Below are 17708 nucleotides of genomic sequence, written 5' to 3'. Positions count from 1 at the left end.
TTATTTCTAAGTCTTAAAGAAATGTTAAATATCTTAGATAGTGGAGCAGCTTTGCAGTAAAATAGTTAGTAGTAATAAGTTTAGCTAAGATAGAACTAAAATTGAATAGTTTATGATAGCACAGATCTATTAAAGATAATAAAACTTATGCTTCTTATAAAGTAATTGAAATACAAGCTAAAAAACTGAAATCAAAAATTGAAATAAATTTCATTTGTTATTTTTGAGAAACTACCAATAATGCAGGATATATTTTTGGAATTGAGGTTATCTATAGTAGGAGTACTTTTACTTTGTTCATATTTTAATATGATTATTATGTGTTGTTAAGTAGTAGTATGTTATACTCTTCAATAGTGTTATTTCAGATATAACTGAGTTTTTTTATATTTTTACTGATAATGCAATATAGAGTTACTCCTGAAACTAATCGCTATTGATGTTATATATGGCTTCGGCGTCACTAATAGTGCCTCGGTATCACTGATCATCAAACATATTGTCTTGAGTGTTATGAATTGCATTGAAAGCAGTATTAGTAAGGTTTACTATGCTAGTATCAAATTTATTTTCATTGCAACTCAATTTTCAGCGTTATAAGAGAAAAGATTGATAGAAATAGTTCTTGTGTTATTAACAATATTAACAGCTATTGCAGCTAAGTCTTTTATTCTTACTAAGTTTTCCTAGTATTTTTAATAGTACTCTCATATTAAGTCCTTTATTTCTTTAAAAATTTCATTAGTATAATTTTGTGGATATATAGTGTATTGCTTTCTTTACTTTTAAAACACACTATATATTATAACTATTTAATAATTCAATTCTTTTGCAACACTTAATTTCAGCTATATTATTTTATGTATGGTAATGCAAGCAAAAATGTTTTGTATTAGTACTAATTTTCTTAATATTGTCCTATTTGGAACATATTAATTTAACTGCAATTATTGTACTTTCAATAGAAATGTATATAATGTTTTGCTACTTCTTTGGATTTTAAATTATATAAATTTTAATATTGCTTGAAGTATCTCAAGAAATATTATAAACTCAAGAGGTTCATAAAAAATTTGAAGATATTATGCAATTAGTAAAAGCTTTAGAACGAATTTTAGCAGATAGTTATGTTTTATATTTCAAAACACAGAATTATCATTGGAATGTAGAAGGAGTAGAGTTTAGAAGTCTACATTTGCTATTTGAGGAGCAGTATAAAGATTTAGCTGAAAGCTTAGATGAAATTGCTGAAAGAATCAGAAGTTTAGGTACGAAAATTCCAGTATTCTCAAATTTAATAAAACTTGCATCTATAGATTGGACCAATCAAAATGAAACAGCAAATGAAATGTTAAAAAGTTTAACAAAAGATCAAGATATTATTAGAGAGACATTATATAATGGGCTCAAAGTAGCGCAAGCAGAGCGTGATGAGTGTACAGCTGATATGATTATTGGACGCATTAGAGTGCATGAAAAGAATAGATGGATGTTGAAGAGTAGCTTACTCATTATTTAATTTGAAAAATTTTCATCGTTGTTTTATATTTTTTGGTTCTTAAGTACTAGTATGTACGTTGTAAATGTAAAACATTTAGCTCTTTTTTAAATTAAATGTCATCTACTATATTCTATATGTTATTTCAGTAAATGTTAGAATCAAATTCCTATATAGTTCTTGAAATGCTGAGGTTAGCTCACTTTACCATGGATTCCACCTTTTCTGAAATAATTAGATCTTAAAATAGAACCAAGAAAATGAAAATAAAATGGAACAATACGATGTAGCCGTCATAGGCGGTGGTCCAGGTGGATATGTTGCAGCAATTAGAGCGGCACAATTAAAGAAAAAAGTTGTATTAATAGAAAAGTCACATTTAGGAGGAGTATGTCTTAATTGGGGGTGCATACCAACTAAATCTCTTCTTAAATCTGCTGAGGTTTTTGAATATATAAAACATGCTAAAGATTATGGGATTGATGTTGGTATTGCTGAAATCAATATTCAGAAAATAGTTGAGCGTTCAAGAGAGATTGCAAGCACACTCGCATGTGGTGTTCAATTATTATTGAAAAAAAACAAAGTTACAATAATAAATGGAGTAGCGAGTTTTGGAGAAAATAAGGTAATAAATGTAAATGATAAACCTACAGTAAAAGCCAATAATATTATTATAGCTACTGGAGCAAGACCTAAGATTTTACAAGGTTTTGAGCCTGATATCACACAAATATGGACGTCAAAAGAAGCTATGATACCACAATATGTCCCGAAATCTATGATTATTATAGGATCAGGTGCAATAGGTATAGAATTCGCATCATTTTATAATAGTATTGGTGTGGATGTTACAATAATTGAGGCATATAATAGAATATTACCTTCTGAAGATACAGAAATTGCTGGTATTGCTCATAAAATTTTTGAGCAAAAGGGAATAAAAATTCTTACAAATGCTAAGTTAATTAAACAAACAAAGTCACAAAATAAGATAGAAGTCGAGTTAGAGTTAGAAGGTAAAAAACAAAAATTACAAGCTACAATCTTATTAATGGCGGTAGGTATTACTGCAAATATAGAGAATTTAGGACTAGAAAAAACTAAAGTTCAAGTAGAAAACGGATATATAGTTACCAATGGGTTAATGCAAACTGCAGAATCAGGAATTTATGCTATAGGGGATGTATCAGGAGTACCTTGCTTAGCTCATAAAGCAAGTCATGAGGGTATTATTGCCGCGGAAAGCATAGCAGGCTTAAAGCCCAATAGTATTAATAAACATAATATTCCATACTGTATTTACTCTTCTCCACAAATAGCAAGTGTTGGTTTGACTGAAGAGGTCGCTAAGGACCTGGGTTATGAGATTAAAATCGGTAGGTTCCCTTTTAGGGCTAATGGTAAGGCTTTAGTAAGCGGCAATAGTTATGGCTTGATTAAAACTATATTTGATGTTAAAACCGGTGAATTATTAGGAGCGCATATGATAGGATTGGAAGTAACAGAATTAATACAAGGATATGTTGTGTCAAAAAATTTAGAAGGGACGGAGCTGGATTTAATTCACACTATCTTTCCGCATCCGACTTTATCTGAAATGATGCATGAATCAGTACTCGCTGCTTATGATATGGCTATACATATATAGTCAAAGTAAATGGAAAGTCACATTAGTAATAACAACAGCAATGAGATCAACATTTGCAATGGGTAATTATCCATCTCAAATGCTCAGATCTAAAACTACTTTTAAAATATAACAAGTGCATATATGAATAAAGATAATTTAATTCAAAATTATGCTGTAGCATTATTTAATAATGCCTTGCTTGATAATATTCAGGTTACGATCTTTGAAGAAATTACTTTACTAAATCGTATTATTGAGGATAGTTTTGATATTAAAGAATTCTTAATTTCACCTATAGTGAATAAGATTGATAAAATTAATGTTATTAATTCGTTAATAAAAAATACTAAGCTTAACAAGATAGTGAATAATTTTTTATTATTATTGATAAAAAATTCTCGTACACATATCTTATCAAATATAGTAGAAGCTTATAACAAGCTACTATATGAAAGTAGAAATATAAAAATAGTACAGGTTATTTCTTCAAATCAATTGCAACCTAGAGAACAAGAATGGATTCAGTATCGAATAGAAAAAGAATTACAGCAAAAAACGGCACTATTCTTTGATATAGATAACACTATTATCGGCGGTATTGTAATAAAATATGATAATGTATTGCGAGATTACTCAATAAAAGGGAGTTTAGAGAAAATAGCTAAGTGTTTGAAGAATGTTAAGGTTTGTTAATGCATTGAATAACTAAAGGCAAGAATTTCGATCTGCAAGCTTTTATTGCGTGTATTAAACCACAGGATCCAATGAAAACCACAATATTAGATCTTGTAGCTCATACACTGGATTATAACATGGAGACATAAATCAAATGAAACTGAAACCTATTGAAGTAGCGGAAATATTACAAAAGGAAATAGCTAATATTAATTGCTTAAGTGAGCTTGAGGAAGTCGGTCAGGTTATTTCTGTTGGTGATGGTATAGCAAAAATTTACGGTCTTGCTAATGTAAAATCCGGTGAGGTAGTAGAATTTAAATCAGGTGTTAAGGGGCTGATTTTAAATTTAGAGCATGATAGCGTTGGTGCTGTAATTATGGGAGATTATAGTAAAGTAAAGCAAGGCGATAATGTTAAAAGAACTAAAGACGTTTTGAAAGTACTTGTAGGAAAAGCGTTACTTGGTCGTACAGTTGATGCTTTAGGTAATCCTATCGATGGTAAAGGTGATATTGTAAGTAAAGAGTACAGACATATTGAGATGAAAGCTCCGGGTATAATAGAAAGAACAAGCGTGAGTGAACCTGTGCAAACCGGAATAAAGGCTATAGATTCGTTAATTCCAATAGGTCGAGGGCAAAGAGAGTTAATAATCGGTGATAGGCAAACAGGGAAAACTGCTATCGCCATTGATACTATTATTAATCAAAAACAAGCTCATTCGCTTACTAATGAAAGTGATAAAATTTATTGTATTTATGTCGCTATTGGACAGAAGAGATCAAGTGTTGCACAAATCGTGAAGAAATTAGAGGATGCTGGTGCAATGGATTATACAATTGTTGTTTTGGCTACTGCATCAGAAGCTGCATCTCTGCAATTCATCGCTCCTTATTCTGCATGTAGTATGGGTGAATATTTTCGTGATAATGGTATGCATGCACTGATCATTTATGATGATTTAAGTAAGCACGCTGTTGCATATAGACAAATCTCATTATTACTTAGAAGACCTCCAGGGCGCGAAGCATATCCTGGTGATGTATTTTATTTGCATTCAAGATTGCTTGAACGTGCTGCTAAAATGTCAGAAGAAAAAGGTGGTGGTTCACTTACTGCACTCCCTATAATTGAGACGCAGGCAGGTGATGTATCTGCATATATCCCAACAAATGTTATTTCAATTACTGACGGTCAAATCTTTTTAGAAAGTGACCTATTTTATAAAGGTATCAGACCTGCAGTTAATGTCGGTATTTCGGTAAGTCGTGTTGGTTCAGCAGCACAAATAAAGGCTATGAAACAGGTAGCAGCTTCGGTCAAGCTAGAACTTGCGCAATTTAGGGAGCGTGAATCTTTCTCGCAATTTGGATCAGATCTAGATTCTGCTACTAAAGCACAAATCGAGCATGGTAAAAGATTAGTTGAGATATTAAAACAAGAGCAATATCAGCCTTGTCCAGTAGAAGAACAAATAGTAAGTATTTATGTGGGAACTAAGAAATATTTAAATGATATACCTCTTCAAAAGGTAAAAGAATTTGAAAAAGCAATGCTTGCTGAAATAAGGTTAAATAGAAAAGATATCTTAGAATCAATAAAAACCGAGCAGTGTATAACTGAGGAAATTGAGCAGCAATTAAAAGCATTTTTAGAAAATTTTGTACAAGCCTACTGTGTAGTGCCATGATTTGATCATGGTATGTAGCAAAAATTGAGACTCATAGATATAAGCTACGAGTTAACAATAGAAAACTAACAAACTATATGTCAAATTTAAAGCAATTAAGAACTAGAATTAAAAGTGTTAAATCTACACAAAAGATTACCAAAGCAATGCAACTAGTATCTGCTTCTAAGATGACAAAAATAAAGACTCAAATAGCTAATTCAAATTTTTATATTGAGGCTATTAATAAAATGATGTCCAATATATTCTCGATGACGCTTTGTGAGTTATCTATTGAAGAGCAGAAATTTTTTAATACTATGCCAAGTAAGGCAAATTTATTGATAGTTATGACGTCTGAGCGTGGTTTATGCGGAATGTTTAATTACAGTATAATTAAGCAGGTTAAAAATGATATTAAAGAATTAGCAAATAAAGGCGAACAAATAAAACTTATAATTATTGGGAAAAAAGGTTATGAAGTGCTTAAAAGACAATATGCAAATTATATTGATAGTTATTTTGAGTTCCCAAAAAGTCATTATGCAAATCTGATTCTGCAATTAAAGGAAAAAATTATGTATGCAGTAGAAAATTTAGAAATTAGTAATTGCATTATATATTTTAATAAATTTAAAAATGCAATGACTCAAATTCTTACTAAACAAAAGATTTTACCGATAGAAAAACATCGAGATTATTCTGTAGTAGAAAATTATCATTTTGAGTATGAGGGTAAAAATCTAATTTCTAATCTAATTAATTTATATTTGTATGCCAAAATAAATTATGCTTTACTACAAAATATTGTTAGTGAGGAAGGAGCGAGAATGACAGCTATGGACAGTGCAACGAATAATGCTAATGATTTAATAAGTAAGTTAGTATTAAAGTTAAATAGATCAAGACAAACTATTATTACTACTGAGTTGATAGAGATTATAGCTGGTGCGGAAGCGGTTTAGATATAATGCTGTGTTACCGTGTATTGATCACGGTGGCCAGTCTTTTTTATTTTTGATTGATCACGCGGTTCACCAATGTTGATAAACCTTTACAGAAAAATCATGACACAAAATATTGGAAAAATTACTCAAGTTATTTCAGCAGTAGTGGATGTGAAATTTACGAATAACAGTAAGTTACCAGAAATTTTAAACGCACTTGAATGCTATAACGCGAAACAAAGGATAGTGTTAGAAGTAGCACAACATATAGGTGATGATACGGTGCGTTGTATTTCTATGGGTTCTACTGAAGGGCTTATAAGGGGCTTAGAAGTAATAGATACAGGTAACCCTATTCATATTCCTGTAGGTATTGCAACGCTCGGTCGTATTATGAATGTTGTAGGTGAACCGATTGATGGTAAAGGAGAGATTAAAAGCTCAACTATTTCTTCTATATATAAGCCTGCTCCTGATTTTATCAATCAATCAACTGAGCGTGATATATTAGTCACTGGTATTAAAGTTGTTGATTTACTCGCTCCTTATACTAAAGGTGGTAAAATAGGACTATTTGGTGGTGCTGGTGTTGGTAAAACCGTGTTAATTATGGAACTTATTAATAATGTAGCTAAAGCACATGGTGGTTATACCGTATTTGCAGGTGTTGGTGAGAGAACACGAGAAGGTAATGATCTTTACCATGAAATGATTGCCTCAGGTGTTATTAACCTTGAAGCGCCTGAAAAGTCAAAAGTAGCTTTAGTTTATGGACAAATGAATGAGCCTCCTGGTGCAAGAGCAAGGGTTGCATTAAGTGGTCTGACTATTGCAGAGAGTTTTAGAGATATGAATGCAGGACAAGATGTATTGTTTTTTGTAGATAATATTTTCCGTTTTACTCAAGCAGGTGCTGAAGTATCAGCATTACTTGGTAGGATCCCATCAGCAGTAGGATATCAACCTACCCTTGCAACTGATATGGGTGAACTACAAGAGCGTATCACTTCTACTAAACATGGATCAATAACTTCTGTGCAAGCTATATATGTACCGGCAGATGATTTAACTGATCCTGCTCCTTCTACTTCTTTTGCACATTTAGATGCTACAACAGTACTGAGTCGTCAGATAGCTGAGCTTGGGATTTATCCAGCAGTTGATCCGTTAGATAGTAATTCTCAGGTACTTGATCCGATGATTGTAGGTGAAGAACATTATAGTGTTGCAAGACAAGTGCAGCAGGTTTTACAAACTTATAAATCATTGCAGGATATAATTGCTATTTTAGGTATGGATGAGCTATCTGAAGAAGATAAATTAACAGTGTCGCGTGCTAGAAAAATACAGCGTTTTTTGTCACAGCCTTTCCATGTTGCTGAAGTATTTACTGGAGTTGAAGGCAAATTTGTGAATCTAGATGATACTATTGCAGGTTTTAAAGGACTTGTAGAGGGGAAATACGATGATTTACCTGAAGCAGCTTTTTATATGGTCGGTACTATAGACGAGGCTGTAGAGAAAGCAAAGATATTAAAAATATAGGTATTGTCATTCTGTGCTTAAATTATTTGAGTAGTTGAAACTAATAAATAGTAAGTTGTTTTTCTGGATTATGTGCTTAAATGTACTATGTAACATTAAGGATAAATCAAAATATGAATGAAACAATTCAAGTAAAAATAATTACACCTTCAAGTATTGCATTTGAAAAGCAATCTAAAATGGTAACAATGCCTGGTGAGGATGGTATGTTTGGAGTACTGCCAAATCACGTTCCAATGATTGTGAATTTAACAGCAGGTTTAGTGCAGGTTTATATAAATAATATGCATAACTCCGAAAATACTTATCTTATTTCTGGCGGTGTCACTGAGATAACATCAAATTATATTAATATAGTGACGGAAGCTGCTATTAATGTTACGAATTTAAGTGAATCTGAAATATCAACTCAGTGTTATGAACTTCAAAAACTTTCATCACATTAACGTTAATTTATTTGAAAAATCTACATTTTTGTGTAAAGTTAAGTATAAGTTTTAAGTTCTCATCAAGCGAGTTTGTAGTCACATCTAGTCTTTTTTGATTTTTTGTATTTCATGCTCAAGAAACTAAAAATAATTCCACTAAATCAAGTGAGAGATAAATGCCAACAGTGCATAATTCAGAATATATAAAAGAGTTATTAGTCGATAATACTTCATATAAAATTTACGATATAAATAAAGCAGCAAGTGATATCGGAATTTCATTAAATAAGCTCCCTTATAGTTTAAGAGTATTATTAGAAAACGTGCTACGTACCAGTGGGAATAAAGAAAACTTACTTGTATTTAAAGAATGGTTAAAAACTAAAAAATCTAATACAGAAATAGATTTTATGCCGGCAAGAGTTTTAATGCAGGATTTTACTGGTGTACCTGCTATTGTAGATTTAGCTGCTATGCGTGATGCTATGCAAAAAATAGGATGTAATCCGCTAAAAATTAATCCTCTTATTCCTGTTGATTTAGTAATAGATCATTCTGTAAGTGTTGATTCTTACGGACTTAAGGAGTCATTTGAGCAAAATGTTCAAATGGAAATGAAACGCAATATTGAGCGTTATCAATTTCTTAAGTGGGGACAGCAGGCATTTAATAATTTCAAAGTAGTACCACCTGGTACAGGTATTTGTCATCAGGTGAATTTAGAATATTTATCAAAAGTTGTGTGGTATAATGATGGGACTGCTTACCCTGATAGTTTAGTTGGTACAGATAGCCATACAACTATGGTAAACGGTTTATCCGTTCTTGGTTGGGGAGTTGGAGGCATAGAGGCGGAAGCTGCAATGCTTGGTCAACCTCTTACTATGATCATACCAGAGGTAATTGGAGTAAAATTAACAGGAAAGTTAGAAGGAATGGCTACAGCAACTGATCTAGTTCTAACAATTACTGAGATGTTGCGTAGAACAAAAGTAGTAGGTAAATTTGTTGAGTTTTTCGGTTATGGGCTTAGTAACCTAACGATTTCAGATCGTGCTACTATTTCTAACATGTCACCTGAATATGGCGCTACTTGCGGGTTTTTCCCGATTGATCAAGAAACTATAAAATATCTAGAGATAACAGGTAGAGAAACAAGGCAAATCAAATTAGTAGAGAAATATGCCACTGAGCAGAATCTTTGGTATAATTTTGAAGATACTCAAGAATATACTGAGGTTTTAGAGTTAGATTTATCTACGGTATATAGTTCACTTGCCGGTCCAAAACGTCCACAAGATAGAGTCAACTTAAGTTTTGTAGAAAGTAATTTTAAAAATGAATTACCATACTTCGCTTTAGAAAATCAAGACATTGATAAAAAATATGCTGTAGCAAATCAGAATTATGAAATTGGTAATGGTGATGTAGTAATTGCTGCAATTACTAGCTGTACTAATACTTCTAATCCTAGTGTTATGATAGGGGCAGCACTTCTTGCTAAAAAAGCACTAGAGCATGGATTAAATGTAAAGCCTTGGGTTAAAACTTCTCTTGCGCCTGGTTCAAAAGTCGTAACAGAATATTTGAAGATTAGTGGTCTTGATAAATATTTAGATGCACTCGGGTTTAATCTGGTAGGTTATGGTTGTACTACTTGCATCGGTAATTCTGGCTCTTTAAATCCTGAAATAGAGAACACTATTAATAAAAACAGACTAGTTGTTGCTTCTGTTTTATCAGGTAATAGGAATTTTGAAGGTCGAATTAATCCGCTTACTAAAGCAAGTTATCTCGCTTCACCTATTTTAGTTGTGGCATATGCACTTAGTGGAACTCTTAATATAGATCTAACAACTACTCCCATAGGCGCAAATATTTATTTAAAAGATATTTGGCCAAGCCAAAAAGAGATAGATGCAGTTATTGCAAATTCAATTAATCCATCTATGTTTATAGAAAAATATGCTGATGTATTTAATGGCACAAAAGAGTGGCATGATTTGCATATTACTACTGGCACTAATTATAATTGGGATAAGAATAGTACATATATTAATAATCCACCTTATTTTGATAATATATGCAGTGAGAATACTATAAAAGATATAAAATCTGCAAAAATTCTAGCAATTTTTGGTGATTCTATTACTACAGATCATATTTCGCCCGCAGGCAGCATTAGTAAAAATAGTCCTGCTGCTAAATATTTAATAGAACATAATATAGAGCCTTTAAATTTTAACTCTTATGGATCACGTAGAGGGAATCATGAAGTAATGATGCGTGGTACATTTGCTAATATTCGTATAAAAAATGAGATGTGTAATGGTGTAGAGGGCGGTTTTACTATAAATCAGTTGAGTGGTGTACAACAAACTATTTACGATGCAGCTATGGATTATCAAGCTCATGATATACCGCTAGTGGTTTTTGCAGGTAAAGAATATGGTAGTGGATCATCTAGAGACTGGGCAGCAAAAGGTCCTGGATTGCTTGGTATAAAGGCAATAATTGCCGAGAGCTTTGAACGAATACATCGCTCAAATTTAGTAGGAATGGGTATTTTACCGTTAACTTTTACCGGCAATAATACAAGGTTAAGTTTAAAGTTAGATGGTTCAGAAACTATTGATATTATAGGTTTAAGTAAAAATATCAGACCCTTTAATCTTGTTAAATGTGTGATAAAAAAACAAACTAATGAAATAAGTACAATCGATTTAATATTGCAAATATTTACGGAGAATGAGATAAATTATATAAAGCATGGTAGCATTATGCAGTTTGTTGTAGAGAGTTTGAAGGGATAGTGGTATCTGTGTGTCTATATCAACCTTATTGATTACATGGGCGTTGGAATTCAGACAAATAAAAAAATAACTTTAATATTGATATAGGAAGTAAATATTTATTTTACTAGATTTATCCTTTCGCAGGAGTGATATAAAATGCTGTATAAATAAAGAGGTAAGAGGAAAGAATATGGACAAGCATCTTAAAGAATATACAGAAAGCGGTAAGAAAAATTTAATTGTAGTATATATATTATATTTATGTGGGGTTGTAGCTCCAATATTGCCGTTAGTTGGTGTATTTTTTGCATATCTTAACAAAGATAAAGGTGACAGTTTTGCTGTTAGTCATTATGTATTTTTATTTCGTACTTTTTGCTTTGTGGTACTTGGATGGATTATATGTTCGATATTTACATTTATTATTATTGGAGTATTACTGTATTTTGCACTTGCTGTTTGGTATATACTTCGTGTCGCTATTGGTTTTAAGTACATGATTGAGGATCAGGCATACCCAAACCCTATTACTTATTGGATAAAATAAGCATGATAAAACTTATTATAGACGGTTCTGAAATAGAAATATCAGAAGGTAGTACCGTTTATCAGGCCTGTATACAAGCAGGCAAACAAATCCCTCATTTTTGTTATCATGCACGTCTAAAAATTGCCGGTAATTGCCGTATGTGTTTAGTTGAAATCGAAAAGTCACAAAAGCCTGTAGCTTCGTGTGCTATGCCTGTAAGTAACGGTATGGTTATTCACACCGATACGTCTATGGTAAAAAAAGCACGTGAAGGGGTTATGGAGTTTTTACTTATTAACCATCCTTTAGATTGTCCTATTTGTGATCAAGGTGGTGAGTGTGATTTGCAGGATCAGGCTTTTAGATATGGCAAAGGCACTAATAGATTTCATGAAAATAAGAGATCTATCAAAGATAAATATATGGGACCCCTGATTAAAACAGCGATGACAAGATGCATACAGTGCACAAGATGTATTAGATTCGCAAATGATATAGCGGGAATAGAAGAAATAGGAGCTATAAATCGTGGGGAGCATATGGAGGTAACTTCATATTTAGAACAAACTTTAGACTCGGAAATATCTGGGAATATGATCGATATTTGTCCTGTTGGGGCTTTAAACTCTAAGCCGTATGCTTTTAAAGCACGTAAATGGGAACTAAAACATACTGCTAGTATCGGTGTGCATGATGCTGAAGGTTCTAATATTCGTATTGATAGTAGAGCTGATGAGATAATGAGAATATTACCTAGTGTTAATGAAGCAATAAATGAAGCATGGATTTCTGATAAAAATCGCTTTTGTTATGACGGTTTGAAATATCAGCGTTTAGATCATCCTTATATCAGAAAAAACGGTAAGTTAGTAGAAGTTAGCTGGAGTGAAGCTTTAAAGACGATAATGGATAAAATCAAATCCGTAAAACCAGAGAAAATTGCTGCTATCGCTGGCTCTATTGTTTCTGTTGAAGCTATGTTTATGCTAAAAATTTTATTGCAAAAACTCGGCTCTAATAATTACACTGTTAATCAGTTTAACTATAAAATAGATACAAGTGAGCGCGGTAATTACTTATTTAATACAACTATTGTCGGTGTAGAAAAGGCTGATTTATGTTTGTTAATCGGTGCAAATATAAGACAAATAGCACCTATATTAAATAGCAGAATAGGGCGAAGGGTGCGTATTGGTGCATTAAAAGTAGTAAGAATAGGTATAGGGCATAACCAAACTTATAAAATTCATGATTTAGGGAATGATATTAAGATTATTGAGGATTTAGCTGTTGGTACTCATGAATATACAAAAGCATTTAAAGAAGCTAAATACCCAATGATTATAGTAGGTGATGGTGTATATGGACGAGATGATGGATATGCTCTATTGTCCCTGATTCATAAGGTAGTAGATAAATATAATATGATGCGTGATGATTGGCAAGGCTTTAATATATTGCATAATCATGCTTCTATAGTTGGAGGTCTTGATATAGGCTTTAATACTGCTATTAAGTTTGAAGGGGTAAAACTTGCTTATCTACTTGGAGCAGATGCTATACCGTTTGACAAGCTCAAATCAGCTTTTATAATATATCAAGGACATCACGGTGATGTAGGTGCTATGAGTGCTGACGTAATTTTACCTTCGGCTGCTTATACTGAGCAGAGTGGGATTTACGTAAATTTAGAAGGTAGACCGCAAATAGCGCAAAAAGCAGTATCACCTGTAGGTAGAGCTAAAGAAGATATAGAAATTATTAAAGAGATTGCTGGTTATCTAAAAATCGATATAGGGATGGATAATTTGCAAGAAGTAAGAATAAGACTAGCTAAAGAATATAATATATTTGCTAATATTGACAAAATTACAGCAAATAGATTTACTCAATTTATCTCTATAGATAAGTTATCGCAAGAGCCTATAGCGGCAAGACCTATTAATTATTACATGACTGATGTAATTAGCAAAAACTCAGTTACTATGGCTAAGTGCGTTGAAGCTAAGGAAGAAAGAAAACGTGATGTAGCAAAGGTCTTTTATTAAGCAAGAACATTATATAAGTCATTGTCTAAGCAATACAGTTAAAGATTTTATAAGTTAGAATTTTGTTTATTTTTTTAGATTGCAATGTTCCTTTTTGCAATGAAGACTTTATATCTACTTATGGAATGTTTAATTGCAATGATGATTAATTGAAAATCAAATAATATTATGATAGAACTCTTTTATGAATATATGTTCCCATTAACTGTTATCGCCCTAAAGGTAGTTGCAATCACTATTCCTTTAATTTTATGCGTTGCATATTTAACATATGCAGAGCGTCGTGTTATTGGATTAATGCAGCTAAGACGAGGCCCTAACGTTGTTGGACCATTTGGGCTTTTACAACCTATCGCAGATGCAGTGAAGCTCTTATTCAAAGAGCCTATTATTCCAACCAATGCAGATAAAATATTATTTATTTTAGCACCGATTATAACTTTTGTATTAAGTTTAATCGGTTGGGCCGTCATACCATTTGCCAAAGGTGTAGTCCTTGCAGATATTAATGTCGGTGTTTTGTATATTCTTGCGATATCGTCTTTAAGTGTGTACGGTATTATTATTGCTGGCTGGGCTAGTAATTCAAAATATGCTTTTTTAGGAGCAATACGCTCATCCGCACAAATGATTTCTTATGAAGTATCAATTGGTCTTGTTATTGTTACCGTTTTACTTACAACTGGTACACTTAATTTAAGTAGAATTATTGAAGCACAAAAAACTCTGCCATGGTGGATTGATTTAATGCTACTACCTATGAGTATCGTGTTTTTTATCTCTGTGCTTGCTGAAACAAATAGATTACCTTTTGATTTACCTGAAGCGGAATCAGAGCTGGTTGCTGGTTATAATGTTGAATATTCCTCTATGGGTTTTGCATTATTTTTTCTAGGTGAATATGCTAATATGATATTAGTTAGTGCAATGACTACTACTTTCTTTTTAGGAGGTTACCTACCACCGTTTAATCTACCTTTCTTAGATTGTATTCCCGGATTCTTTTGGTTTGTATTGAAGGTTATGTTATTATTGTTCTGTTTTTTATGGATTAGAGCAACACTGCCAAGATATCGTTATGATCAGTTAATGCGTTTAGGGTGGAAAGTATTCTTGCCGCTTACATTATTTGGTGTTGTATTAGTATCGAGTGTTCTTTTTTACACTGATAATTTACCAAGTGTTTAAAATTTTATGATAAACTATTTAAAATCATTTTTTCTATATGAAATAGTACGAGGGCTGACTTTGACTTTAAAGTATTTCTTTAAGCCAAAAGTTACTATAAATTATCCTTATGAAAAAAGTCCTGTTAGCCCTAGATTTAAGGGAGAACATGCGCTTAGACGCTATGAGAACGGTGAAGAACGTTGTATTGCTTGTAAGCTCTGTGAAGCCGTTTGCCCTGCACAAGCTATAGTAATTGAATCAGATGAGCGTGATGATGGTAGTAGGCGTACAACACGCTATGATATAGACATGACAAAATGTATTTATTGTGGGTTGTGTCAAGAAGCTTGCCCTGTAGATGCAATAGTTGAGGGACCTAATTTTGAGTTTGCAAGCTTAACACATACTGCACTTATTTATGATAAAGAAAGATTACTGTATAACGGTGATAAATGGGAGCAGGAACTCACTAATAAACTTCATAAGGATTATCAATATAGGTAAAATTATCATGATAAAAGATACAGATATAAAAAAGTTAAAGAAAGTGTTTTAAGAGTAAGGATTTATTACACCTGTGTAAGCGATTAGCATTATTATAGATATTCTTCAATCACTTAAACTTCTGAGCATTATTATTGATCTATGTTTTGCATTGAAATATGTCTCACTATAAACGTTTTATTCTAATACTCTTAATTATTGCTCAACAAATCCAATAACTAGTGGTAATAGTCCTTTAAGTTTGTTTTTAGATTTTATTGAATATTGGAGGATATAAAGCAATCTAAGTATATAGAAACTTTGTAAATTTTTATCATGTACATGTACAAAAATTCAAATTTAATCTCCAATTTTTCTTATTTTGCTAGATAATTGATCCGATAAATAACTTCATACAAAAAGCTATAACACTTTTAGTAGTTCTTAATCCTACGGCTAATATGAATTATTACCTGATGTTTAATCTATAACAGTGTAACAAAATATTGTTTTCTAATTAATATTTTTTTACCTAGATAAAAAAATACATCCAATTTTTAATAGTATATGGCTTTATGTATAGAGGTTATGTATGTCTTATAAATAAATTAAGTATTCCTCTTAATTTTGATTTATCACACAGTAATAAGCATCACTGTCACAATATCTTATTATTTGCTCTAGCGCAAACCTTTCAAAATTTACTCCTTAGTTTCAGATGTCTTAAATAATTGCTTATGTTAATAATTAAGAACATTTTTTTAAAAACCAATGATATAATTGGCGTACCATAACAGTGTATGATGAAATATCTAGATAAATTTTATGTACTAACTTATTTTGCTTCTAAAGACTTGTACATTGCATAAAGATTAGAACATTTAGAATATCTAGTGCTAGATTCTAATATATTGTTCTAATAAGTAAAAATCTGTTTTAGGCAAAGTTTTAAGCAGTTTTTCAAATTAACTGAATATATTATACTTTTAACAAAAGGAGAAATGATGTATCTTGTCATTATTAGATGCAAGTGTTTTTGATAATTTTTACATTCAATTTCTTTAGGTATTACTCATGTTAAAAAACTCTATGTTGTGTATTTATTGTTTAGCATTAAAGTCTGAAACAATCTTGTCATCTTTCCTCAATAGTGATTATCTTCAAGTACTATAATATAATGTATTTTCTAAGAGAAGCTAAATCCTTTATTGTTAAAGCAAATAAGTACTTCTTTTTGTTCTTTAGTAAATTGACACGTTACAGTAATTTCCAATGTTATCTTTGTAGTACAAAACTACAATTTTACTTACAAATTGTGTTGTAAAAATTATAATTTTTCTCTTTGAGAAGATTATATGTGTGATTTTGCATTTGTATAAGAAATTTTATAAATTATCTCTAAAGTTAATTTTCTCTGAGAGTAAGTATTAACTTGTTTATTTTTATTCTATTCACTATGCTAGATATGATTTATCTGACTAATAAGAAGATAGTACAATACTAATGAGAACTATGAAAAGTTACAATTATATGATAAGGGTTTATAATGAGGAGTTAAAAGTTTTGAATCTAAAAGTACTAAAATTAGTGATAATATTATAGAAGTTACAATAATCAATTGTTCGATTTGGCTTGAAGTAAATCTTATATTTTTTTATATTAGAAAAATAATAGTAATTACTTAAGCTGTAATATCTGTGCAGATTTTATAACACTTTCTTGATGTGATGATAGAAGAATAATACCACCGCTATTTGCTTTCATGATAATTAAATTATTTAGTAAATCTCTATTTTCTTTGCTTAAGTTAGTTTCAACTTCATCAAGTAACCATAAATCTGATTTGCAAACAATCAGCCTGGCTATAGCTACAACTTTCTGTATCCCGCTAGATAAGTTATAGCATTTTTTATCTAGTAAATAGTCTAGTTTGAAGTAATGAATGGCAGCTTGTACGGTTTCAGTAGAATTATAAATTTCTGACCAAAATTTAAGATTTTCAAAAACAGTCATTTCGAGTTTTATACCTAAATTATGACCTATATACGTGCAGTAAGGTTTTTGGCAATTGTTGATATGACTATTTTTATAGTAGATATTACCGCTACTTGGTTGCATAATCCCGGCTATCATACGCAATAGCGAACTTTTTCCAGAACCATTAGCGCCTTTTATATAAGTGATAGCAGAAGGAAGAAATGTGATACATAGATCAAATAAATTTCTTTTTTCTATGTTTAATTGTAATTGATGAAGTGATAACATACTCATGTCATACTGTGTAC

At 31.5% G+C, this 17708-nt stretch carries 13 protein-coding genes; 12 read left to right on the top strand and 1 reads right to left on the bottom strand.

Going from position 1 to position 17708, the window contains the following annotated elements; genetic code table 11:
* Positions 1 to 1084: 1084 nt before the first annotated feature.
* The 12 genes from RT_RS03905 (at position 1085) to nuoI (ending at position 15444) form a co-directional block, all read left to right on the top strand.
* On the top strand, positions 1085 to 1519 hold the full coding sequence (locus RT_RS03905; protein ID WP_011191224.1) for a Dps family protein: 435 nt from the start codon (positions 1085 to 1087) through the stop codon (positions 1517 to 1519).
* A 250-nt stretch (positions 1520 to 1769) separates the two neighbouring features.
* Positions 1770 to 3149 (top strand): dihydrolipoyl dehydrogenase, encoded by a 1380-nt coding sequence (gene lpdA / locus RT_RS03900; RefSeq protein ID WP_011191223.1) that lies wholly within the window; start codon positions 1770 to 1772, stop codon positions 3147 to 3149.
* Positions 3150 to 3272: 123 nt separating this feature from the next.
* Positions 3273 to 3824 (top strand): ATP synthase F1 subunit delta, encoded by a 552-nt coding sequence (gene atpH / locus RT_RS03895; RefSeq protein WP_011191222.1) that lies wholly within the window; start codon positions 3273 to 3275, stop codon positions 3822 to 3824.
* Between the two features lie 136 nt (positions 3825 to 3960).
* Positions 3961 to 5499, top strand: a complete 1539-nt coding sequence (gene atpA, locus RT_RS03890) for a F0F1 ATP synthase subunit alpha (protein WP_011191221.1) — start codon at positions 3961 to 3963, stop codon at positions 5497 to 5499.
* A 77-nt stretch (positions 5500 to 5576) separates the two neighbouring features.
* Positions 5577 to 6443, top strand: a complete 867-nt coding sequence (atpG, locus tag RT_RS03885) for an ATP synthase F1 subunit gamma (protein WP_011191220.1) — start codon at positions 5577 to 5579, stop codon at positions 6441 to 6443.
* A gap of 102 nt (positions 6444 to 6545) precedes the next feature.
* Positions 6546 to 7970, top strand: a complete 1425-nt coding sequence (gene atpD, locus RT_RS03880) for a F0F1 ATP synthase subunit beta (RefSeq protein WP_011191219.1) — start codon at positions 6546 to 6548, stop codon at positions 7968 to 7970.
* 113 nt (positions 7971 to 8083) lie between these two features.
* The gene (locus RT_RS03875; protein ID WP_011191218.1) at positions 8084 to 8416 is read left to right on the top strand and encodes a F0F1 ATP synthase subunit epsilon; all 333 of its coding nucleotides are present in this window, start codon (positions 8084 to 8086) and stop codon (positions 8414 to 8416) included.
* A gap of 158 nt (positions 8417 to 8574) precedes the next feature.
* Positions 8575 to 11211, top strand: a complete 2637-nt coding sequence (acnA, locus tag RT_RS03870) for an aconitate hydratase AcnA (protein WP_011191217.1) — start codon at positions 8575 to 8577, stop codon at positions 11209 to 11211.
* Between the two features lie 172 nt (positions 11212 to 11383).
* A complete protein-coding gene (locus RT_RS03865; RefSeq protein WP_011191216.1) occupies positions 11384 to 11740 on the top strand; it encodes a DUF4870 family protein in 357 nt (118 codons plus the stop codon).
* 2 nt (positions 11741 to 11742) lie between these two features.
* Positions 11743 to 13770, top strand: coding sequence for an NADH-quinone oxidoreductase subunit NuoG (gene nuoG, locus RT_RS03860; RefSeq protein WP_011191215.1), 2028 nt, complete (start codon positions 11743 to 11745; stop codon positions 13768 to 13770).
* Between the two features lie 168 nt (positions 13771 to 13938).
* A complete protein-coding gene (gene nuoH, locus RT_RS03855; protein WP_011191214.1) occupies positions 13939 to 14958 on the top strand; it encodes an NADH-quinone oxidoreductase subunit NuoH in 1020 nt (339 codons plus the stop codon).
* A gap of 6 nt (positions 14959 to 14964) precedes the next feature.
* On the top strand, positions 14965 to 15444 hold the full coding sequence (nuoI, locus tag RT_RS03850; protein WP_011191213.1) for an NADH-quinone oxidoreductase subunit NuoI: 480 nt from the start codon (positions 14965 to 14967) through the stop codon (positions 15442 to 15444).
* A 1656-nt stretch (positions 15445 to 17100) separates the two neighbouring features.
* On the opposite strand, the gene ccmA is transcribed toward nuoI, so the two are convergent.
* Entirely contained in the window at positions 17101 to 17694 is a 594-nt protein-coding gene (gene ccmA, locus RT_RS03845; RefSeq protein WP_011191212.1) for a heme ABC exporter ATP-binding protein CcmA, read from the bottom strand.
* Between the last annotated feature and the right edge of the window lie 14 nt (positions 17695 to 17708).

Origin of the sequence: Rickettsia typhi str. Wilmington, from assembly GCF_000008045.1 — a bacterium.
Lineage (GTDB): Bacteria > Pseudomonadota > Alphaproteobacteria > Rickettsiales > Rickettsiaceae > Rickettsia > Rickettsia typhi.
The sequence above is the reverse complement of the archived record's forward strand: the minus strand, read 5'-3'. Positions and strand labels throughout refer to the sequence as shown.